At 51.7% G+C, this 20753-nt stretch carries 18 protein-coding genes and 2 rRNA genes; 18 read left to right on the top strand and 2 right to left on the bottom strand.

The window, feature by feature from the left end; all coding sequences use genetic code 11:
• Positions 1-65 precede the first annotated feature (65 nt).
• The 3 genes from ACTJIK_RS09535 (at position 66) to ACTJIK_RS09545 (ending at position 4658) form a co-directional block, all read left to right on the top strand.
• Positions 66-2949, top strand: a 23S ribosomal RNA gene (locus ACTJIK_RS09535).
• 145 nt (positions 2950-3094) lie between these two features.
• Positions 3095-3206: ribosomal RNA gene (rrf, locus tag ACTJIK_RS09540) — 5S ribosomal RNA — on the top strand.
• A gap of 492 nt (positions 3207-3698) precedes the next feature.
• Positions 3699-4658, top strand: coding sequence for an SDR family oxidoreductase (locus tag ACTJIK_RS09545; protein ID WP_440646143.1), 960 nt, complete (start codon positions 3699-3701; stop codon positions 4656-4658).
• Between the two features lie 75 nt (positions 4659-4733).
• Here the strand turns inward: ACTJIK_RS09545 and hisS are convergent, their stop codons facing one another.
• Both hisS and ACTJIK_RS09555 read right to left on the bottom strand, forming a co-directional pair.
• Positions 4734-6077 (bottom strand): histidine--tRNA ligase, encoded by a 1344-nt coding sequence (gene hisS, locus ACTJIK_RS09550; RefSeq protein ID WP_440646144.1) that lies wholly within the window; start codon positions 6075-6077, stop codon positions 4734-4736.
• A 27-nt stretch (positions 6078-6104) separates the two neighbouring features.
• Entirely contained in the window at positions 6105-6539 is a 435-nt protein-coding gene (locus ACTJIK_RS09555; RefSeq protein ID WP_440646145.1) for a low molecular weight protein-tyrosine-phosphatase, read from the bottom strand.
• A gap of 303 nt (positions 6540-6842) precedes the next feature.
• Between ACTJIK_RS09555 and ACTJIK_RS09560 the strand changes: the two genes are divergently transcribed.
• The 15 genes from ACTJIK_RS09560 to nuoK all read left to right on the top strand — a co-directional run bounded on the left by ACTJIK_RS09560 (position 6843) and on the right by nuoK (position 20734).
• Positions 6843-7076 carry a hypothetical protein gene (locus tag ACTJIK_RS09560; protein ID WP_440646146.1) on the top strand — a complete coding sequence of 78 codons (234 nt, stop codon included), beginning with the start codon at positions 6843-6845 and terminating at the stop codon, positions 7074-7076.
• A 27-nt stretch (positions 7077-7103) separates the two neighbouring features.
• Positions 7104-8024 carry a PstS family phosphate ABC transporter substrate-binding protein gene (locus ACTJIK_RS09565; RefSeq protein WP_440646147.1) on the top strand — a complete coding sequence of 307 codons (921 nt, stop codon included), beginning with the start codon at positions 7104-7106 and terminating at the stop codon, positions 8022-8024.
• Between the two features lie 41 nt (positions 8025-8065).
• A complete protein-coding gene (locus ACTJIK_RS09570) occupies positions 8066-9787 on the top strand; it encodes a tetratricopeptide repeat protein (protein ID WP_440646148.1) in 1722 nt (573 codons plus the stop codon).
• Between the two features lie 241 nt (positions 9788-10028).
• Positions 10029-11786 carry a tetratricopeptide repeat protein gene (locus ACTJIK_RS09575; RefSeq protein WP_440646149.1) on the top strand — a complete coding sequence of 586 codons (1758 nt, stop codon included), beginning with the start codon at positions 10029-10031 and terminating at the stop codon, positions 11784-11786.
• Positions 11787-12104: 318 nt separating this feature from the next.
• Positions 12105-12419, top strand: coding sequence for an NADH-quinone oxidoreductase subunit A (locus ACTJIK_RS09580; RefSeq protein ID WP_440646150.1), 315 nt, complete (start codon positions 12105-12107; stop codon positions 12417-12419).
• A gap of 71 nt (positions 12420-12490) precedes the next feature.
• Complete coding sequence (locus ACTJIK_RS09585; protein WP_120518632.1) at positions 12491-13054, top strand: NADH-quinone oxidoreductase subunit B; 564 nt, start codon at positions 12491-12493, stop codon at positions 13052-13054.
• Positions 13055-13073: 19 nt separating this feature from the next.
• Positions 13074-13595 carry an NADH-quinone oxidoreductase subunit C gene (locus ACTJIK_RS09590; RefSeq protein WP_440646151.1) on the top strand — a complete coding sequence of 174 codons (522 nt, stop codon included), beginning with the start codon at positions 13074-13076 and terminating at the stop codon, positions 13593-13595.
• A 27-nt stretch (positions 13596-13622) separates the two neighbouring features.
• Complete coding sequence (locus ACTJIK_RS09595) at positions 13623-14840, top strand: NADH-quinone oxidoreductase subunit D (RefSeq protein WP_440646152.1); 1218 nt, start codon at positions 13623-13625, stop codon at positions 14838-14840.
• A 263-nt stretch (positions 14841-15103) separates the two neighbouring features.
• Positions 15104-15598, top strand: a complete 495-nt coding sequence (nuoE, locus tag ACTJIK_RS09600) for an NADH-quinone oxidoreductase subunit NuoE (RefSeq protein ID WP_440646153.1) — start codon at positions 15104-15106, stop codon at positions 15596-15598.
• A 197-nt stretch (positions 15599-15795) separates the two neighbouring features.
• Positions 15796-17157 (top strand): NADH-quinone oxidoreductase subunit NuoF, encoded by a 1362-nt coding sequence (gene nuoF, locus ACTJIK_RS09605; protein ID WP_440646154.1) that lies wholly within the window; start codon positions 15796-15798, stop codon positions 17155-17157.
• A gap of 39 nt (positions 17158-17196) precedes the next feature.
• The gene (locus ACTJIK_RS09610; RefSeq protein WP_440646155.1) at positions 17197-18303 is read left to right on the top strand and encodes a 2Fe-2S iron-sulfur cluster-binding protein; all 1107 of its coding nucleotides are present in this window, start codon (positions 17197-17199) and stop codon (positions 18301-18303) included.
• An 8-nt stretch (positions 18304-18311) separates the two neighbouring features.
• Positions 18312-19367: an NADH-quinone oxidoreductase subunit NuoH gene (nuoH, locus tag ACTJIK_RS09615; protein ID WP_440646156.1), complete on the top strand. Its 1056-nt coding sequence runs from the start codon at positions 18312-18314 to the stop codon at positions 19365-19367.
• A 19-nt stretch (positions 19368-19386) separates the two neighbouring features.
• Positions 19387-19902 (top strand): NADH-quinone oxidoreductase subunit NuoI, encoded by a 516-nt coding sequence (gene nuoI / locus ACTJIK_RS09620; protein ID WP_440646157.1) that lies wholly within the window; start codon positions 19387-19389, stop codon positions 19900-19902.
• Between the two features lie 7 nt (positions 19903-19909).
• Complete coding sequence (locus tag ACTJIK_RS09625) at positions 19910-20404, top strand: NADH-quinone oxidoreductase subunit J family protein (protein WP_440646158.1); 495 nt, start codon at positions 19910-19912, stop codon at positions 20402-20404.
• Positions 20405-20416: 12 nt separating this feature from the next.
• Positions 20417-20734 (top strand): NADH-quinone oxidoreductase subunit NuoK, encoded by a 318-nt coding sequence (gene nuoK, locus ACTJIK_RS09630; RefSeq protein ID WP_126249360.1) that lies wholly within the window; start codon positions 20417-20419, stop codon positions 20732-20734.
• The last annotated feature ends 19 nt before the right edge of the window (positions 20735-20753 follow it).

A 20753-nucleotide genomic window follows, 5' to 3' on the forward strand; every position in this document is an offset into this window, starting at 1 on the left:
AAAAGTTCTTTGACATATTGGGAAAACAAGTTGTAAAGCACGCGAGTGCTAAATGATTTAAGATTTTTAAAGCGAATAAGGGCGCATGGTGGATGCCTAGGCTCTAGGAGGCGAAGAAGGACGTGGTAAGCTGCGATAAGCAACGGAGAGCTGCAAACGAGCGTTATATCCGTTGATTTCCGAATGGGACAACCCGGTACACTGAAGGTGTATCATCCGCAAGGAAGCCAACGCAGGGAACTGAAACATCTAAGTACCTGCAGGAAAAGAAAATAATTTAATGATTCCCTAAGTAGTGGCGAGCGAACGGGGAAGAGCCCAAACCGGGGTGGCGTGCTGCCCCGGGGTTGTAGGACTACTTTTAGAAAGACAGGTTAAGTTGAATCATCTGGAAAGATGAGCCACAGCAGGTGATAGCCCTGTAGACGTACCATCTGTCGGACGTGTAGTATCCTGAGTAGCGCGGGACCGGAGGAATCCTGTGTGAAACTGCCAGCACCATCTGGTAAGGCTAAATACTCCCTAGAGACCGATAGTGAACCAGTACCGTAAGGGAAAGGTGAAAAGTACTCCGAACAGGAGAGTGAAATAGTACCTGAAACCGTGCGCCTACAAGCGGTCGGAGCCCAGTAATGGGTGACGGCGTGCCTTTTGCATAATGAGCCTACGAGTTACTCCTCACTGGCAAGGTTAAGTTCTTCAGTAACGGAGCCGCAGCGAAAGCGAGTCCTAACAGGGCGTTTTAGTCAGTGGGGGTAGACGCGAAACTTTGTGATCTATCCATGGGCAGGTTGAAGGTTTGGTAACACAAACTGGAGGACCGAACTCATTAGCGTTGAAAAGCTATGGGATGACCTGTGGATAGGGGTGAAAGGCCAATCAAACTGAGAGATAGCTCGTTCTCCCCGAAATGTTTTTAGGAACAGCCTCGTATATAGACGTATCATAGAGGTAGAGCTACTAATTGGGCTAGGGGGCTTCACCGCCTACCAAACCCTAATAAACTCCGAATGCTATGATATACTCTGCGGGAGTGAGGCTGTGGGCGCTAAGGTCCATGGCCGAGAGGGAAATAACCCAGATTAACAGCTAAGGTCCCTAAGTGTATGTTAAGTTGAACAAACGCAGTTCAAACCCTAAAACAGCCAGGATGTTGGCTTGGAAGCAGCCATTCATTTAAAGAGTGCGTAACAGCTCACTGGTCGAGGGTTTGGGCACGGAAAATAATCGGGCATCAAACATACTACCGAAGCTTTAGGATCCCCTTTAGGAGGGTGATCGGTAGGGGAGCATTCTGTACTGCATCGAAGGTGTACCGCGAGGTATGCTGGAGCGTACAGAAAAGAAAATGTAGGCATAAGTAACGATAAAAAAGATGAAAAATCTTTTCGCCGTAAGACTAAGGGTTCCTGATCAACGCTAATCGGATCAGGGTTAGTCGGGTCCTTAGGCAAAGCCGAGAGGCGTAGCTGATGGCAAACTGGTGAATATTCCAGTACCTGCTATAATTTCGATGGGGTAACGGAGTAGTGAAAGGACTGCGCACTTACGGAATAGTGCGTTAAAGGGAGTAGGTATACTTTGAGTAGGAAAATCCGCTTGAGGTGCTGAACCTGATAGTACAGCAAAGCTTCGGCCGCGCTGATAATGTCCCTAATCAGACTTCCAAGAAAAACCTCTAAGGTTAGGTTATAGCAGCCCGTACCGTAAACCGACACAGGTAGTCGAGGAGAATATCCTAAGGCGCTCGAGTGATCCGTGGTAAAGGAACTAGGCAAATTGACGCTGTAACTTCGGGATAAGGCGTGCCACAGTGATGTGGCCTCAGTAAAATGGTCCAACCAACTGTTTAACAAAAACACAGGGCCCTGCAAAATCGAAAGATGACGTATAGAGCCTGATACCTGCCCGGTGCTGGAAGGTTAAGGAAGGATGTTCGGCGCAAGCCAAAGCTTCTGACTGAAGCCCCAGTAAACGGCGGCCGTAACTATAACGGTCCTAAGGTAGCGAAATTCCTTGTCGGGTAAGTTCCGACCTGCACGAATGGTCTAATGAGTTGGACACTGTCTCTACCACGAGCTCGGTGAAATTGTAGTATCGGTGAAGATGCCGGTTAATCGCAACGGGACGGAAAGACCCCGTGAACCTTCACTACAACTTAACATTGATTTTGAGTGCCAGATGTGTAGGATAGTTGGGAGACTATGAAGCGGCTTCGCCAGGAGTCGTGGAGTCAACGTTGAAATACCAACCTTCTGTTACTTAGAGTCTAACTCCTGCAAGGGAGGACATTGTTTGGTGGGTAGTTTGACTGGGGTGGTCGCCTCCTAAAAAGTAACGGAGGCTCGCAAAGGTACCCTCAGTACGGTTGGTAATCGTACGCAGAGCGCATTAGTAGAAGGGTGCTTGACTGTGAGGCAGACAAGCCGAGCAGGTGCGAAAGCAGGCTAAAGTGATCCGGTGGTTCTGTATGGAAGGGCCATCGCTCAAAGGATAAAAGGTACTCCGGGGATAACAGGCTGATCTCCCCCAAGAGCTCATATCGACGGGGAGGTTTGGCACCTCGATGTCGGTTCGTCACATCCTGGGGCTGGAGAAGGTCCCAAGGGTTCGGCTGTTCGCCGATTAAAGTGGCACGTGAACTGGGTTCAGAACGTCGCAAGACAGTTCGGTCCCTATCTGTTGTGATCGTTAGTAAATTGAGAGGACATGACCTTAGTACGAGAGGACCGGGTCGTACGTACCGCTGGTGTATCTGTTGTGCCGCCAGGTGCAGTGCAGAGTAGCTATGTACGGGCAAGATAAACGCTGAAAGCATCTAAGCGTGAAACTTACCTCAAGATGAGTTTACTTTTAAGGGCCGTCGGAGACTACGACGTTGATAGGTTACAGGTGTAAGGGTGGTAACATCGAAGCCGAGTAATACTAATTGCCCGTAAGCTTTAATTTTATTTTAGTACTCCCCGTAAGGCGAAGGCAGCGCAAGCTGAGCTAACCACACGGATGTTTTACAACTTCCCAATATGTAAATTATTGATGGGTTCCGCTCCAATGGAAGAACCCAGGTATATGAAAAAGTTATACCAGAAGATCTTATGGTGGTTTTGCCGAGGGTGTTCACCTCTTCCCATTCCGAACAGAGAAGTTAAGCCCCTCATGGCCGATGGTACTGCACTATCATGCGGGAGAGTAGGTAGCTGCCATATTTATTGAAAAAAGCCTTATCGGTTATCCGGTAAGGCTTTTTTTATTCCCTAAACCCATGCATTTCCAAGGCAAAGGCTTCCTTTGTCTTACAGTAATCACTTGCAGCTGCCAGCCATTCCTCTGTACAACATTTCTTCTTATCTGCGATAGACAGCCTTCTGATTTTGCCTTTCTTATGCGTTTTATCTAACCTGATCCGCCTTGTCGCCATTCCCGCGCCGTTCGCTTTGTTCCATTCCTGTCAATCAGTTATAACAACCATATTTTTCAACTTCAACTTTCCTTATATTCTGTCAAACAGAATCCGGGTCATAAGCAACTTGCCTGCTTCAGCCCGTCCCTCTTTCGCCGTATTCAACTAATCCGCTTTCCCGCCGGGTCATTAAATATCCGCCAACCCGGTTTGATCAGCGCCTAAATCAATACACCTTCACTACGCAAATACATTACGTACCAAATTCCGATGTTTGCAACTCATCAAACCTCCGGACATGAAACCATTATCTGGCAAAATAGCGCTCGTTGCCGGTGCAACCCGCGGTGCCGGCCGCGGTATCGCCTCAATGCTCGGCGAAGCAGGCGCCACCGTATACTGCTCCGGCAGAAGCACCCGCGGAAACCTGGCCTCCGGCCCGCATCGTCCCGAAACGATCGAAGAAACAGCAGAGATAGTAACCACCCTCGGCGGTATTGGCATTCCAGTAAGAACAGACCATAGCGACGAAACAGCAGTCGCCGCCCTCTGCGAAAAAATCGGAAAAGAACACGGCCGGCTGGATATTCTCATTAACGATGTCTGGGGCGGAGATGAACTGATGGAATGGGGAAAACCATTCTGGGAGATCGGTCACCTCTCCAACGGCTTCAAAATGTTGCAGCAGGCGATCAATACGCATATCATCACCAGCAAATACGCAGTACCGCTCATGATCCCGGCTAAGAAAGGACTCATTATCGAGATCACTGACGGCGACGGGTACTTCTACCGTGGCCACCTGCTGTACGACCTGGTGAAAACCTCCGTCATCAGGCTTGCCTTCGGGATGGCGGAAGAGCTGAAGGATCATAACATCGCCGCCCTTGCCCTTACCCCCGGGTTCCTGCGTTCCGAAGCCATGCTGAGCCACTTCGGCGTTACGGAAAACAACTGGAAGGACGGTGCAAAAAAAGATAAGAACTTCATCGCCTCGGAAACGCCCTGGTTCGTAGGCCGCGCCGCCGCTGCGCTGGCCGCCGATGCCAACGTTTTCTCCAAAACCGGTAAAGTCTTCAGCTCCTGGAACCTCTCCGACGAATACGGCTTCAAAGACCGGGACGGCAGCACACCGCACTGGGGCAACCACCTCCGGAACGCGATCCCCGATTATCTCTACAAACCACTGGATGATGAATTCTATAGCTACTGGCGTTTCGCTTCCGGCAAAAGGATAGGAGCCGAAGCCTGGGAATAACATAAACAATTCACTGGATAGACATATAGAGTTTAGTTGTGTAAAAAAAGGCGTCTCTTCAGGGACGCCTTTCTCTTAAAACTCAAAACCGGCCAACTCTTCCGGCTTGATATTGTATCGTTGTTTCAAAGGGATGTTCTTGATGGAAATAACGCCCGGGGCACTGTCTTCCACGTAAGCAATGAATGGGATGCCACGTTTCTCGGCATACTTATATTGTTTGTCCTGTTTAATATCGTCAGGATAAAGCTCGGTAATGATCCCTCTTTCACGCAGCAGGCTCACATATCCGAATACTTCGGCCAGCTTTTCCACACCAGGGTGGAAAAAGATCACCTGCGTGCTTTGCTGTGCGGTGGCGGGGAACAGCTTCAGCTCTTCCAGCACGTCATAGATCCTGTCTACCCCGAACGAAATGCCCACGCCCGAAATGCCCGGCAGACCGAACAGACCGGTGAGGTCATCGTAACGGCCGCCGCCGCCGATGCTGCCCATGTTCACCCCGGCAGGCGCTTTCACTTCCACGATCATGCCGGTATAATAATTCAGCCCGCGCGCCAGCGTGAGATCGATCTCAGGAGCGGATTTGAAGGTGGTGAGATTGCTGCCGAGAATGAACCGCAGTTCCTCCACACCCTTTAAGCCGGTAGGCGAATCCGCCAGCAATTTGCCGAGGCGCTCCAGCTTTTCATCGTTGCTGCCTTCCGCGGAAATAAAATCCATCACCGTGTTGATCTCCGCAGGCTGCAAACCTCTTCCTGCCAGTTCTTCCCGCACCCCGTTCGCCCCGATCTTGTCCAGTTTATCAATAGCGATCGTAATCTCGGTCATCAGGTCGGGGCGGCCCACCAGTTCGGCAAGACCAGCCAATACCTTGCGGTTATTGACTTTCAGCTGGTATCCGCTCAGGCCGAGCTCGGTCATTACGGTATCGTAGATCTTCAGCAGCTCCACTTCATTCACCAGGGAAGGGCTTCCCACCACATCCGCGTCGCACTGGTAGAACTCGCGGTAACGGCCGCGCTGCGGCTTGTCTCCGCGCCACACAGGCTGGATCTGGTAACGTTTGAAGGGGAGGTTGATCTTACCATTGTTCATCACCACGTAACGGGCGAAAGGAATGGTGAGATCATATTTAAGCGATTTTTCACAAAGCAGCAAACCCAGTTCCCTGCTGTCTTTCGCCATCTGCGCCTGCCCAAGGATATCGCCGTTGTTGAGTATTTTAAAGATCAGCCGGTCGCCTTCCTCGCCATATTTGCCGAGCAGGGTGGAAGTGTTTTCCATGGCGGGCGTTTCCAGCGGCTGGAACCCGTACACTTCAAAGGTTTTGCGGATAGTGGAAAGAATATAGTTGCGTTTGCGCACCACTTCCGGCCCAAAATCGCGGGTGCCTTGCGGGATACTAAGTTTTATCATTATGCTTGAGATGTAGTGTTTGAATAATCAGCTGTTCTTTACGATGCGCTCGCATGCTGAAAAGATCAGTTTGTATACGGGCTCAAAAAGGGCGTCGTCGTACCACGGGTCGGGCACGGGCTGCTGGTGTTCCAGCAATAATTGTACCTTCCCGCGATCCGCGTCGCTGCGGGCTTTGCGCAGTACGTCGCGGTAATTGTCCAGATCCATCACGAATATCCTGTCGAAAGTATCGAAGTCTTCCGCCTGGAACTGCCGTCCCCGGAGCCCTGAAATATCAACCCCGTTCTGCCTGGCCACCCTCACCGAGCGGGGATCGGGCGGATGCCCCACATGCCAGTTGCCGGTGCCGGCTGAATCGATCTCCCAACCCAGGCCCCGCTGATCGGATAAATGCCTCAGAATGCCTTCCGCAAGGGGTGAGCGGCAGATGTTGCCGAGGCAGACCATTAAAATTTTCATCGTTTATAAATTGCTTCAGGGATAAACGCCTGTAAACCAGTTGGTTATTTTCCTTTACCGGCCTGCGTTCCCCCGTTTTTTCAGACCGCAAAACTACCACATTTTCAGTGAAGTGCGCAACGTATTCCTGCACAATTGCATATGTTAAAACTTTAGTGTAATATGGAATCCATATGGAAACTATTTGCCGGCGCATCTTACATGCAAACTCCCGGACCAGGCCTGGCGGGATTTTAACAAACGAATAAAGTTTGTATAACTAGAATAAAACAATTTTTTTTGTATACTTGTAATTTGCCACTAATGCAACAGGAGAACGACAACACGAACAAACGGATGAATGTGTCATACCGCCCTATGGGCGAGCTGATAAGGGGAGTATTCTTTATCCTTTTCGGTTTGTATGCATTATTCTCGGAGAAGCTGGGATTTGGTAAGCTGAATATTTCCACTGAGCTGACCTACGCATTAGGCGGCGTATTATGTGCGTATGGATTATTTCGTGTGTACAGGGGCGTTAAGCAATTATTTTTTTGATCTATTTTTCACCATTAGACTGTGTGTATGTTTTTAAAAGCTAAAAACTGGATGGGCGTGTTATTGACGGCTTCTGCCTTTGCAATAACCATCGCAGGCTGTGCCGGCGGCTCATCTCAAGGCGGTGAGAAAGATACCCCCACTTCAGGTACCATGCGTATTTCGGTGGATGAAACCTATCAGCCGCTGATCGAATCAGAGATCCGTGTATTTCAGTCATTATACCCGAAAACGAAGATCATAGCGGAATACAAGCCGGAAGCGGATTGTTTCAAAGACCTGTTTAACGACAGCTCCCGTATGATCATCGTAACGCGCGACCTGAAAGAGGACGAAAAGGAATTCTTCAAAAAGGAAAAGATACGTCCCCAAAGCCTGCAGCTCGCTACGGACGCCATCGCCCTGGTCGTGAACCCGGGCAATCCCGACTCCATCCTTACGATGGACCAGGTGCGCCAGATCATGGACGGCAGCAGCGAACGCAAATGGCAGATCGTATTCGATCACCAGAATTCCAGCACCGTGCGTTTCATCCGTGATTCCATCAATAAAGGGAAACCGCTTCCCGCTACCACCATGGCGGCCAAATCGAATCCCGAAGTGATCGATCACGTATCAAAGAATAAAGACGCTATCGGCGTGATCGGCGTGAACTGGATATCAGACACGAACGATACGAAAACGATCGAGTTCACCAAAATGGTGACGACCGTTAAATTGCGCGCAGATAATAACACAGACTTCGTAAAACCTTACCAGTTTTACATAGGCATGAAATCATACCCGCTCACACGGGGAATGTTCTACATTTTGAAAGAGCCCTATCAGGGTCTTGGCGCGGGGTTTGCTACCTTCCTCGGCGGCCAGGAAGGCCAACTGCTGATGGGCAAGTATAAATTGTATCCTGCAAGATTGAATATCGTCTTCAGGGAAGCCACTTTAAAGTGAAAAAATAAATACTGATAAACACAACTAAAACCGGATTGCTCATGAACAGAAGGAACAGTTTATTTGTAGCCATGCTTTGCATAGCCAACGGAGCCATGGCACAATCTGTGGAAGATGGTTTAAAGGATTTGTATTATGGCAAATACCAAACCGCGAAACAGAATCTTGAAAAAGCCATCACTGCAAAACCGACGGATGACCGCGCTTATTATTACCTGGGGATAGCCGAACTGGGATTGGAAAACAAAGACGGCGCCGCTGCCGCGTTTTCAAAAGGCCTCACCGCAGTGCCTAATTCTCCCCTGCTCACCGCAGGCCTTGGCCGCATCGACCTGCTGAACGGTAAGTCTGCAGAAGCCAAGCAAAAATTTGAAGCTGCCAGCACCGCCACCGAAGGCCGCGACGGCGATGTTGCCCGCGCCATTGCAGACGCCAACTCCGAAATTGTCGGCGGAGACCGTGGTTACGCGCTCAGCACCATGGAAAAACTGCTGAACAACGAAGGACGCAAGAAAAAACAAATGTATACAGCCACCGCAGCCGATTACATCGAGCTGGGCGACGCTTACCGCTTCCTGGGCGGTGAGAACGGCGGTAAAGCGATCAGCACTTATGAAAAAGCGCTGGAGCTGGACCCCAACAACGCTGAAGCGGTAATGAAACAAGGCCTGGTGAACTACAACGCCAAGCTGCTGAAACAAGCCGTGGAAGACTGGGCTAAAGCCACCAACATGGACGCCAACTACGGCCCGGCTTACTTCGAGCTGTACCAGTTCTACGTTACGCTGAGGAAGGAACAATATTCACCGGCGAATGCCGCACAATACCTGCAGAAATACGTGGATGTGAGCGATCCTTCCGATAAAGTCAAGAACGAGTATTACCTCGCAGCCCTGGCCTTTTTGCAGAAAGATTATGATGGCGCCATCAGCAAAGCTAAAACGCAAATGGCTACCGCAAACGATCTGTATAAAGCCAAACTGACGCTGCTGGTTGCCGACGCCCACCTGCAAAAAGGTGATTCCCTTTCCGCAAAAGGCATCATGGACGAGCACGTGAAAGCGACAGGCGAAGATAAGCTGAGCACCAACGATTTGAAACTGCTGAGCGCCATCTACGGCAAGCTGAAGGATGCTGACTCCGCCACCCAGGCTGGTTATAAAGATCTGGCCGGCAAATACCTGGAAAGATATGCAGAGGCCGATACGGCGAAAGATGCTGAGTCTTTCAGGAATGTGGCAGAAGCGTTCAAAGACATGCGTAATTACGCAAAAGCAGCCAAATGGTATGGAAAGGCTGTTGAAGTGAAAGACAATCCCGGTGCAGTATCTGACCATTTTTATAAAGGTTTCTACGAGTACTATGCAGGCAATTACGCCGCTTCAGACAGCTCCTGGACTGCCTTCACCGCTAAATATCCCGAGCAGGTAACCGGCTTCTACTGGCATGGTATGGCCAACGCCGCGCTGGATCAGCTGGCAAAAGAAGGCAAGGCTAAAGCGCCGTTCGAGAAATACGTGTCCCTGGTTAAACCGGAAGACGAGGCCAAGAACAAAAGGTTCCTTACCAATGCGTACACTTACCTGATGCTCTATTACTACAACCTGGACGATAAGACCAACATGCAGCCTTACATGGACAAACTGCTGGCTTTCGACCCGAACAACGACACTGTTCGCCAGGTGAAGGAAAATCTCGCATCTACAGAAAAGGCAGCCTCTGCCGCGGCCACCAAAGCAGCCGCTTCAAAAGGCACCAAATAATATAAAACATTTACCTGCAAAAGGGCTGCGCTTCACCGGCGCAGCCCTTTTTATTTCCGCTCCTGGCAAGGTTTTAACGTTTCCTTACATTGTTTTTACCGAAATAAATGAGTAAATTCAGTAATGACTGAACAGCCATCGTGGCGCACTCTGGCATGTTTTTTTATTACATGAACCCATATTGCAGCCGAACCTATATGGCCGCAGTTATGTTTAGATTAACGGATTAAATTAAAAAACCATGAAGAAGCGTATAAGTACACTCATTGCCCTGCTTTTCCTGGCTGGCGGGGTAATGGCTCAAACAATAGATGATGGGTTGAAGAACCTCTATTATGGGAAGTATGCCACCGCAAAATCTGATTTCGAGAAAGCGATAGCCGCCAAGCCGAATGATGACCGGGCGTATTATTACCTGGGCATCGCGGAACTGGGGCAGGAGAACAAAGACGGTGCAGCCGCCGCGTTCCAGAAAGGATTGCAGGCTGTTCCCAATTCCCCGCTGCTGAATGTGGGCTTGGGACGGATAGACCTCCTCAATGGCAACGCCGCTGCCGCGAAGCAGAAATTTGACGCTGCTACCGCCGCCACCAAAGGAAAGAACGGCGATGTGGCCCGCGCCATTGCAGATGCGAATACGGAAGTGAAAGGCGGGGACAAGGCTTTTGCCCTCACCACCATGGAAACCCTCCTGAACGGTAACGATGGCAGGAAAGGCTACAAGCCCGTTGCAGCGGATTATATTGAGCTCGGTGACGTTTACCGCTACATGGGCGGCGAGAACGGCGGTAAGGCCATTTCAGCCTACGAAAAAGCGCTGGAGCTGGAAGCCAACAATGCCGAAGCCGTAATGAAGCAGGGACACGTGAATTATAACGCCAAACTGCTGGAACAGGCCGTGGGCGATTATGCCAAGGCTGCCCAGCTGGACCCGAACTACGCGCCCGTTTTCTACGAATTGTACCAATTCTACTACACACCGAAGCCGCGCCAGTTCTCGCTTCCGAAGGCTAAAGAGTATTTGCAGAAATACCTCGCACTGTCTGACCAGGCGGATAAAACCAAGAACGAATACTATTTAACCTCCATCATGTTCCTGGACAAGGATTATGACGGCGCCATCACCAAGGCGAAAAGCCTCATTCCGCAGGCGAATGAATCGTATAAAATGAAGCTGGAACGCCTGATTGCGGATGCTTACCTGCAGAAAGGCGATTCCCTGGCGGCGAAAACCGCTTTTGACGAATATGTGCAGAAAACCGGCGAAAGTAAACTGGAGCCGATCGATTATAAGCTCGGCAGCGAGATCTACGGCCGTATCAAATACCAGGATTCCTCCACCCAGGCCGGTATTGACCAGAAAGCGCTGACCTACCTGGAACAGTATGCCAATGCCGATACCGTAAAAGAACTGGACCGTTACGAAGAAGTGGCCAAGGCCTTCCAGGCCGCCCGTGTGTTCGGCAAGGCAGGGGAGTGGTATAAAAAGTATGCGGACCTGAAAATAGAGCAGAAAGAAAAACCGGCAGCCGTAGACTGGTACAACGTGGGCATCAACTATTACCTGGCTTCCGCCGGTTCTACCACCGATACCACCATGCTGGTAAAGGCAGATTCGGCCTTCAGCCAGCTGGCCACCAATTACCCGGACCTCACCACCGGCCATTACTGGCAGGGCATGGCGGCCGCGGCGCGGGATGTGGAGGCTAAAACAGGCGTAGCGCTGCCGTTTTTCGAGAAATACCTGAGCATGGCTGAATCCGACCCTGTGAAGAACAAGGCCGGCCTGATCAAGGCTTACACCTACCTGATGGTATATTATTACAATAAGGAGGACAAGGCGAACCTGCAGAAGTATATGGACAAGCTCACCCCGCTGGATCCAAACAGCGAACCGGTGAAGCAGATCAGGGACATCCAGAACCAGAACAATAAGACGACGAACCAGAATACCAACCGCAGCTCCGGGCGCGCCACCCCGGCCAAGCCAAGTAATTAACATTCATAACATTCAGAATATCAAAGCCCGGGCAGCCTGCCCGGGCTTTTTTGTTACGCATTTAGAGTCAATCTATTATGTATAAAGTACCCTAAGCCGGAAACTATGGAAACCAAGTAATCATATCTTATTATATTACATATACAAAAAAAAGATTAGATTTCTTGTCGTCGTAGATTTGATTTCTAGTTTAGTTGCAGTATTTTTGCGCTTTCGGACAATTTATATGGGAAGCTTATGTTTTTTGCCTCTGAACTTTTGACTGCTAACAACACTCCATTCAGTTATTTTCCTATCATTTTACAACTGATTGCGGCATTGGGTTTTGTTGGCGTAACGATGGTCGCCACCCATTTTTTAGGGCCTAAACGGAAAACCAAAGACAAGCTTGAGAACTTTGAGAGTGGCATCGAGCAGATGGGGAATGCCCGCCAGCCGGTTGCCATCAAATATTTCCTGACCGCCATCCTGTTCGTATTGTTCGACGTGGAGGTGATCTTTTTCTATCCATACGCTGTTAATTTTAAAGAGCTGGGCTGGGAAGGTTTCCTGGCCATGCTGGCATTTGTAGCCTTCTTCATGGGCGGTTTCTTCTATATTATCAAGAAGGGGGCGCTGCGTTGGGAAGACTAGTACTTCGATTAAGTTAACTATTAATAAAATTCCCGCTGATTTTCGTGTGGCGGGAAAGGAGGGTAAAGAATATGTCTCGTCCTGTTCAGTTTAATAATAAGGTGAAGCTGGTGGAAATGCCGGAAGGCTACTCCGGCGAAGGTTTTTTTGCCACCTCATTCGATAAGGTGATAGGCATGGCGCGTAAAAACTCCATCTGGCCTTTACCGTTCGCCACTTCCTGCTGTGGCATTGAATTTATGGCTACCATGGCCGCCCACTACGATCTTGCGCGTTTCGGTTCCGAGCGCCTGGGCTTCACGCCCCGCCAGTGCGACCTGCTGATGGTGATGGGTACCATTGCCAAGAAAATGGGTCCCGTACTGCGCCAGGTATACCTGCAGATGGCCGAGCCCCGCTGGGTGATAGCCGTGGGCGCCTGCGCCAGCAGCGGCGGTATCTTCGATACCTACTCTGTATTGCAGGGTATAGACCAGATCATCCCGGTAGACGTATACGTGCCGGGCTGCCCGCCCCGCCCGGAAGCTATCCTGGACGGCGTGATGCGCATCCAGGACCTGGTGGGTGAGGAAAGCCTCCGCCGCCGCCATTCGGACCGGTACAAGGATCTGATGAACTCCTATGGAATAGAATAGAAACGATAATAGCTTATACATGTCTTTGACGAACGAGCATATAAAAAACAGGCTGGTTGAGAAATTCGGCGAGGCGTTGACGAACTTTGAAGAGTCGCACGGCATCATGTCCTTCCACGCTCCCAAAGAGCTGAACCTGAAGGTGATGCAGTTCCTGTACGACGAAAAGGACCTGCAATTCCGCTTCCTGTCCGACCTCACTGCCGTGCATTATCCCGATCAGAAAGGGGCGGAACTGGCTGTGGTGTACCATCTCCATGCTTTTGTGCCGAATGTGCGCCTCCGCTTCAAAGTGTTTACCGACGTCCAGGCCCCGCAGGTGTTCACAGCCTCAAAGCTGTTTTCCAGCGCCAACTGGATGGAAAGGGAAACGTATGATTTCTTCGGGGTCGATTTTGTGGGCCATCCCAACCTGATCCGCATCCTCAACGTGGATGAAATGGATTATTTCCCCATGCGCAAGGAATTCCCGCTGGAAGACCAGAGCCGTGTGGACAAAGATGACGAAATGTTCGGCCGCGGGGGAAGCGTCGGGATTTAATTTTAACTACTATTAGCAAGCTAGGATATGTCAGAGCAGCAACATATAAAATTACCGGAAGGCTCCATCGAGAGGCAGACCAGTACGCTCAACCTGGGGCCTACCCACCCTGCCACGCATGGCGTGTTCCAGAACATTCTGGAAATGGACGGCGAACGCATCGTGTCCGCCACGCCCACCGTTGGTTATATTCACCGCGCATTCGAAAAGATCGCGGAACGCAGGCCGTATTACCAGATCACTCCGCTGACGGACCGTCTCAACTACTGTTCCGCTCCCATCAACAACATGGGCTGGCACCTCACCGTGGAGAAGCTGCTGGGCATTCAGACGCCCAAGCGGGTAGATTATCTCCGCGTGATCATCATGGAGCTGGCGCGTATTACAGACCACCTGATCTGCAATTCCGTGATCGGGGTAGACAGCGGCGCCTTCACCGGGTTCCTGTACGTAATGCAATACCGTGAGCTGGTATACGAGATCTACGAAGAGATCTGCGGCTCCCGCCTCACTACCAATATCGGCCGCGTGGGCGGTTTCGAAAGGAACTTCACTCCCGCAGCTTTCCAGAAAATAGAAAAGTTCCTTGCAGAATACCCGGATGTGCTGAGAGAATTTGAAAATCTCTTTACGCGCAACCGCATTTTCATGGAACGTACCCAGGGCGTAGGCGGCATTTCCGCCGAAAGGGCGATGAACTACGGCTTTACCGGTCCTAACCTCCGCGCCACCGGTGTGGATTACGACGTGCGCGTGGCTAATCCCTACAGCTCTTACCAGGACTTTGAATTCAGCATTCCCGTGGGCAGCACCGGCGATACGTACGACCGCTTCCTGGTGCGCAACGCGGAAATGTGGCAGAGCCTCAGCATCATCCGCCAGGCCATGGACAAGCTGAAACAGCTGCCAGACGATGTATACCATGCGGATGTGCCGGCGTATTACCTGCCTGATAAAAACGACGTATACACGAAAATGGAAGCGCTCATCTATCACTTCAAGATCGTGATGGGGGAGACAGATATATTGCCGGGTGAATTGTACAACCCTGTAGAAGGCGCAAACGGGGAACTGGGCTTCTACCTCATCAGCGACGGGGGCCGTGCTCCCTACAGGCTGCACTTCCGCAGGCCCTGCTTCATCTATTACCAGGCTTATCCGGAAATGGTGCAGGGTGCGATGCTCAGCGACGCGATCATCTGTATGAGCTCGCTGAACCTGATCGCGGGAGAGCTGGATGCTTAATGACAATTTTAATCCCTATAGGGGTGAAAGGAGTTCTTTGTTTTTAATATGCATAACCTTCCTGCGGGCCGCCATGGAGCAGGAAACATACCGAAGTCCCGCACAGGCATGAAGCAGGGGCTGATCCCTTTCCTGGAACGAATGAAACGGGGATGCGACAGCAAGGTAGTGATAGCCGGCAAACGGCCATTCTGCATGGATTGCGCAGGAACCTGAATTGAGATTGGAGACAACAAAGTTTATAAATAAAGAAGTTTAAATAAATGGCCGTTCAATTTTCTGAAGAGAAGCTGAATAAAGTAAAAGAGATCATAGCGCGCTACCCGGAAGGGAGGCAGAAGAGCGCCTTGATTCCGGTGCTGCACCTGGCCCAGGAATCGTTCGGCGGCTGGCTGAGTTCCGAAACGATGGACTATGTGGCTTCATTGCTGCAGATCACGCCCATCGAGGTATATGAAGTGGCTACCTTCTACTCCATGTACAACCTGAAGCCCGTCGGCAAGCACCTGTTCGAGGTTTGCCATACCGGCCCGTGCATGGTAAGCGGGTCAGACAACATCATTGAATATATCAAGCAGAAGCTGGGGATCGAAGTGGGAGAGACCACGGCAGACGGGCTGTTCACCCTCAAAACGGTGGAATGCCTGGGCGCCTGCGGTTATGCGCCGATGATGCAGCTGGGTAAGTTCTACAAAGAACATCTTACCAAAGAAAAAGTGGACCAGATCATTGCGGAGTGCCGCGCGCAGGCGAACTAAGCCTGCCGGGAAAAGAACTGAAAGCTGAAGAGTGCGACGCAACAGGGGATGGGGGGTGTTCCGGGGCTGACGGAACAAACAACAAAACGGCGGAAGCCGGAAACCAGGGCCGCAAAGGCGGTCACAGCAGGGAAATAATAAAACAATTGCCGCGAGAATGCAATACAGAAGCGGCAACCTTTACATAAAGCGAGACAATGGGACGTAAATTATTGTTAGATAAGGCGCATATAGAAGGCATCCGGTACTATGACGTATACCGGAAGAACGGCGGTTATGCCGCTGCTGAAAAGGCCCTGAAGAGCATGAGCCCGGATCAGGTGACAGAAGAAGTGAAGAAAAGCGGCCTCCGTGGCCGTGGCGGCGCGGGCTTCCCTACGGGCCTCAAATGGAGCTTCCTGGCGAAGCCGGAAGGAGTGCCCCGTTACCTCGTTTGCAATGCGGACGAATCGGAGCCCGGTACTTTCAAAGACCGCTACCTGATGGAATTTATCCCTCACCTGCTCATCGAAGGCCTGCTGATCTCCAGCTTCGCCCTCGGCGCCAACCGCACTTACATCTACATCCGCGGCGAATATGCCTGGATCCCCGATATACTTGAAGAAGCCATTGCAGACGCGCATAAGAACGGCTGGCTGGGCAAGAACATCCAGGGCACCGGCTTTGACCTGGACATCTACGTTCAGCGCGGCGCAGGCGCTTACATCTGCGGCGAAGAAACGGCGCTGATCGAATCGCTCGAAGGCAAACGCGGCAACCCGCGCATCAAACCGCCCTTCCCCGCCGTGAAAGGCCTCTGGCAGAGCCCCACCGTGGTGAACAACGTGGAAACGCTGGCTGCGGTAGTGCCTATCATCAACATCGGCGGCGACGAATATGCCAAATACGGTACCGGCAAATCCACCGGCACCAAGCTCATTTCCGCCTGCGGCAACCTGAACAAGCCCGGCGTTTATGAGATCGACATGAACATTTCAGTAGAAGAATTCATCTACTCAGACGAATACTGCGGAGGCATCCCTAACGGCAAACGCCTGAAGGCCTGCATCCCCGGCGGTTCTTCCGTACCCATCCTGCCCGCTAACCTGCTACTCAAAACAGCCAAAGGCGAAACGCGGATGATGACCTACGAAAGCCTTAACGACGGCGGCTTTGCCACCGGCTCCATGATGGGCTCCGGTGGCTTTATTGTGCTGGACGAAGACCAGTGCGTGGTGCGCCACACCATGAGCCTGGCCCGCTTCTACCACCACGAAAGCTGCGGCCAGTGCAGCCCCTGCCGCGAAGGCACCGGCTGGATGAAAAAAGTGCTGCTGAACATCGAGAACGGGAAAGGCAAAATGAGCGATATAGACCTGTTGTGGGATATACAGCGGAAAATAGAGGGCAACACTATTTGTCCCCTCGGAGACGCGGCCGCATGGCCCGTTGCCGCTGCCATCCGCCACTTCAGGGACGAGTTTGAATGGCATGTGACCCACCCGGAAGAAGCGCTGAAACGCAACTTCGGGCTGGCGCATTATGCGGACCCGCTGCCTATACCGGCTGCGGTAGTCTGATAAGGAAACAACATTATTTTTCTTTTTTACTTTTTTATAATGGCGGAAGAAAAGAAATTATTCAAGGTCAAGATTGATAACATAACAGTAGAAGTGGAGCCCGGCACCACTATCCTGAATGCCGCCCGCATGATCGGCGGTGATATTGTGCCGCCTGCGATGTGTTATTATTCCAAGCTGCAGGGCAGCGGCGGTAAATGCCGTACCTGCCTCGTAAAAGTATCCAAAGGCTCCGAAGCCGATCCCCGCCCCATGCCCAAGCTGGTAGCCAGCTGCCGCACCACGGTGATGGACGGCATGGAAGTGGCCAACATCACTTCACCCGAAGTGCTGGACGCCCGCAAAGGCGTTGTGGAATTCCTGCTGCTGAACCACCCGCTGGATTGCCCCGTGTGCGACCAGGCCGGTGAATGCGATCTCCAGGACCTCAGCTACGAGCACGGCGTATCCGCCACCCGGTTCGAATTCAAACGCAGAACTTTCGAGAAGGAAGATATCGGCGAGCACATCAAACTGCACATGACGCGCTGCATCCTTTGCTACCGCTGCGTGTTCACGGCAGACCAGCTCACCAACAACCGCCAGCACGGCATCCTTGGCCGCGGCGACCATTCCGAGATCAGCACCTACATCAAAGCATCGCTGGACCAGACCAACTTCATCGGCAACGTGATAGACGTATGCCCCGTAGGCGCGCTCACCGACCGTACCGCACGTTTCAAGAACCGCGTATGGTTTCTTAAACCGGTAGATGCGCACCGCGAGTGCCATGATCCGAACTGCTGCGGCAAAACGGTGCTCTGGATGCGCGGCGACGAGATCTTCCGTGTGACCGCCCGCAAAGACAAATACGGCGAAGTGGAAGCATTCATCTGCGATACCTGCCGGTTCGAGAAAAAAGAACCGAAGGACTGGGTGATAGAAGGGCCCCGCAAAGTGGCGCGCCACAGCGTGATCTCACAGGGCCACTACGTGGGCGTGCACAAACCGCATGAAACCGTGGGCAAAGTGATGGACGGCCGCCAGCCCAAGCTGCTGATGGACATCCATACCGTGAGCGAAGTGAACCAGCCTGCGGTGGACCTCAGCAAAATTGAAGGGCCTGCGCACTCCACCGATTTTCCTAAACACAATGGCGTTCAATAAAGCGAGATATGGATCTGATGACAACATTTGACTGGTCTTTTGTAATTGAAAAACTGCTGCTGATCTCGGCAGTACTGGGCCTGTCCCTGCTGATCGCGATGTACTCCACCTGGGGCGAGCGTAAAGTGGCGGCCTGGATCCAGGACCGCCGCGGGCCGAACCGCGCGGGCATCTTCGGTTTGCTGCAGCCGCTGGCAGACGGCGGCAAGCTGTTCTTCAAAGAAGAGATCATTCCTTCCACCGCGAATCAATTCCTGTTCGTGCTCGGCCCTTCCATGGCCATGCTTACCGCCTGCCTTACCAGCGCCGTTATACCCTGGGGCGACGTGCTGTATTTCGGCGAACGTGCCGTGACGCTCCAGATCGCTGATGTGAACATCGGGGTGCTTTGGATCATGGCCGTTGTAGGCATGGGCGTATACGGCATCATGATCGGCGGCTGGGCTTCCAACAACAAATTCTCTCTGCTGGCCGCCTGCCGCGGGGCTTCGCAGGTGATCTCCTACGAGCTGCCGATGGGCCTTTCCCTTATCGCGCTGTTCATGATCAGCGGTTCCCTCAGCCTGAAAGATATCGTGGAGCAACAGCGCGACGGCGTTTGGTTCGTAGTGCTGCAGCCCATCGGTTTCCTCATATTCCTCATCTGCGCATTCGCAGAATGTAACCGTACCCCGTTCGACCTTCCCGAAGCTGAGAACGAGCTGAACGGCGGTTACCACCTGGAATATTCTTCCATGAAACTCGGTTTCTATCTCTTTGCCGAATACATCAACATGTTCATCAGCTCCGCGCTTATGGCCACGCTGTATTTCGGCGGCTACAGCTTCCCGTATATGGACAGCCTGGGCCTCAGCCCGAATACGGTGACCATCCTGGGCATCTGTGCATTGTTCCTGAAAACATTCGTTTTCATCTTCTTCTTCATGTGGGTGAGGTGGACGCTTCCGCGCTTCCGCTACGACCAGCTCATGAAGCTCGGATGGAAAGTATTGATACCGCTGGCTTTGCTGAACATGATCATCACCGGCGCGGTGATACTGTACCGCCAGAACGGCTTTAATTAATAACGCTGAAACTCTTTATATGCAAGCATTAACAAACAGGGCGCAACCGGTAGACAGAAGGCCCATGACATTCTGGGAGAAATTGTATTTACCGGCCATTGCCAAAGGCATGGGCATCACCCTTTCGCATATATTCAAGAAAAAGGCAACGGTAAACTACCCTGAAGAGACCCGTCCCTTCAGCCCCGTGTTCCGCGGCCTGCACATCCTGAACCGCGACGAGGAAGGACGCGAGCGCTGCACAGCCTGTGGTTTGTGCGCAGTGGCCTGTCCCGCCGAAGCCATCACCATGGAAGCCGCCGAGCGCCTGCCGGGTGAGGAGCACCTGTACCGTGAAGAAAAGTACGCCGCGCGTTACGAGATCAATATGCTGCGCTGCATCTTCTGCGGATTCTGTGAGGAAGCCTGCCCCAAAGAGGCCATCTACATGACAGAGACCTTCGCGCCGTCCAACTACCAGCGCAAGAGTTTCATTTACGGAAAAGATGACCTGCTGATCCCTGATCCTAAAAATCCAATCACTGTAAACAAGTAAAATGGCAATGGGAATAGATCTGATTATTTTTACGGTGCTTTCCGCGATTGCCATTGCGGCGGCATTGGGCGTTATCCTGAGCAAAAACCCTGTGAACAGCGTGCTTTGCATGATCACCTGCTTCGTGGCCATTGCCGGGCATTACATTATGCTCAATGCGCAGTTCCTGTTCGTAGTGCACCTCATCGTATATACCGGCGCCATCATGGTATTGTTCCTGTTCGTGCTGATGATGATGAACCTCAATGCAGACATTGAGCCCCAGAAGCGCAACTGGCTGAAATACGCCGGGGCCATCAGCGGCGGCGCATTGATGCTGGTACTGGTAGCCGCCCTGAGAGACGCCAGCGTGCCCGCCATTCAATCCGGTAACGCGACAGACATCGGGCTGATCTCCAACCTTGGTAAAACACTATTCACCAGTTACGTAGTACCCTTCGAGCTTAGCAGCGTGCTGTTCCTGAGCGCAATGGTAGGGGCTGTGGTCATCGGTAAAAAATAAAAAAACGAATTCATGCCGGTTCAATATTACATCTTTCTCAGTATCGCCCTGTTCTGCATCGGGATCATGGGCGTATTGATGCGCAGGAATGCGATCATCATTTTTATGTGCATAGAGCTGATGCTGAATGCCGTGAACCTTTTGCTGGTAGCCTTCTCCAAAATGTGGGTGGATGCCGGCCGCATAGACGCAGCCTCCGCGCAGCTCTTTGTGTTCTTTGTAATGGTGGTGGCGGCAGCGGAAGTTTCCGTGGGCCTGGCCATTATCGTGATGATGTACCGCAATACGCATTCGGTAGACATCAATATTCTCAGCAGACTGAAAAACTAGGAATTTAAAAATAGTATAG

It is taken from the genome of Chitinophaga sp. 22620 (assembly GCF_052044405.1).
Classification (GTDB): Bacteria; Bacteroidota; Bacteroidia; order Chitinophagales; family Chitinophagaceae; genus Chitinophaga.

What these genes read in the sequence shown, in the direction of transcription:
- nuoF (WP_440646154.1), top strand. Translation starts at nt 15,796, where the DNA reads ATGGGACGTAAATTATTGTTAGATAAGGCGCATATAGAAGGCATCCGG.
- ACTJIK_RS09560 (WP_440646146.1), top strand. Translation starts at nt 6,843, where the DNA reads ATGCAACAGGAGAACGACAACACGAACAAACGGATGAATGTGTCATAC.
- nuoK (WP_126249360.1), top strand. Translation starts at nt 20,417, where the DNA reads ATGCCGGTTCAATATTACATCTTTCTCAGTATCGCCCTGTTCTGCATC.
- ACTJIK_RS09595 (WP_440646152.1), top strand. Translation starts at nt 13,623, where the DNA reads ATGTCAGAGCAGCAACATATAAAATTACCGGAAGGCTCCATCGAGAGG.
- ACTJIK_RS09585 (WP_120518632.1), top strand. Translation starts at nt 12,491, where the DNA reads ATGTCTCGTCCTGTTCAGTTTAATAATAAGGTGAAGCTGGTGGAAATG.
- nuoH (WP_440646156.1), top strand. Translation starts at nt 18,312, where the DNA reads ATGGATCTGATGACAACATTTGACTGGTCTTTTGTAATTGAAAAACTG.
- ACTJIK_RS09570 (WP_440646148.1), top strand. Translation starts at nt 8,066, where the DNA reads ATGAACAGAAGGAACAGTTTATTTGTAGCCATGCTTTGCATAGCCAAC.
- ACTJIK_RS09565 (WP_440646147.1), top strand. Translation starts at nt 7,104, where the DNA reads ATGTTTTTAAAAGCTAAAAACTGGATGGGCGTGTTATTGACGGCTTCT.
- ACTJIK_RS09610 (WP_440646155.1), top strand. Translation starts at nt 17,197, where the DNA reads ATGGCGGAAGAAAAGAAATTATTCAAGGTCAAGATTGATAACATAACA.
- hisS (WP_440646144.1), bottom strand. Translation starts at nt 6,077, where the DNA reads ATGATAAAACTTAGTATCCCGCAAGGCACCCGCGATTTTGGGCCGGAA.
- ACTJIK_RS09575 (WP_440646149.1), top strand. Translation starts at nt 10,029, where the DNA reads ATGAAGAAGCGTATAAGTACACTCATTGCCCTGCTTTTCCTGGCTGGC.
- ACTJIK_RS09545 (WP_440646143.1), top strand. Translation starts at nt 3,699, where the DNA reads ATGAAACCATTATCTGGCAAAATAGCGCTCGTTGCCGGTGCAACCCGC.
- ACTJIK_RS09555 (WP_440646145.1), bottom strand. Translation starts at nt 6,539, where the DNA reads ATGAAAATTTTAATGGTCTGCCTCGGCAACATCTGCCGCTCACCCCTT.
- ACTJIK_RS09625 (WP_440646158.1), top strand. Translation starts at nt 19,910, where the DNA reads ATGGGAATAGATCTGATTATTTTTACGGTGCTTTCCGCGATTGCCATT.
- ACTJIK_RS09590 (WP_440646151.1), top strand. Translation starts at nt 13,074, where the DNA reads ATGTCTTTGACGAACGAGCATATAAAAAACAGGCTGGTTGAGAAATTC.
- nuoI (WP_440646157.1), top strand. Translation starts at nt 19,387, where the DNA reads ATGCAAGCATTAACAAACAGGGCGCAACCGGTAGACAGAAGGCCCATG.
- nuoE (WP_440646153.1), top strand. Translation starts at nt 15,104, where the DNA reads ATGGCCGTTCAATTTTCTGAAGAGAAGCTGAATAAAGTAAAAGAGATC.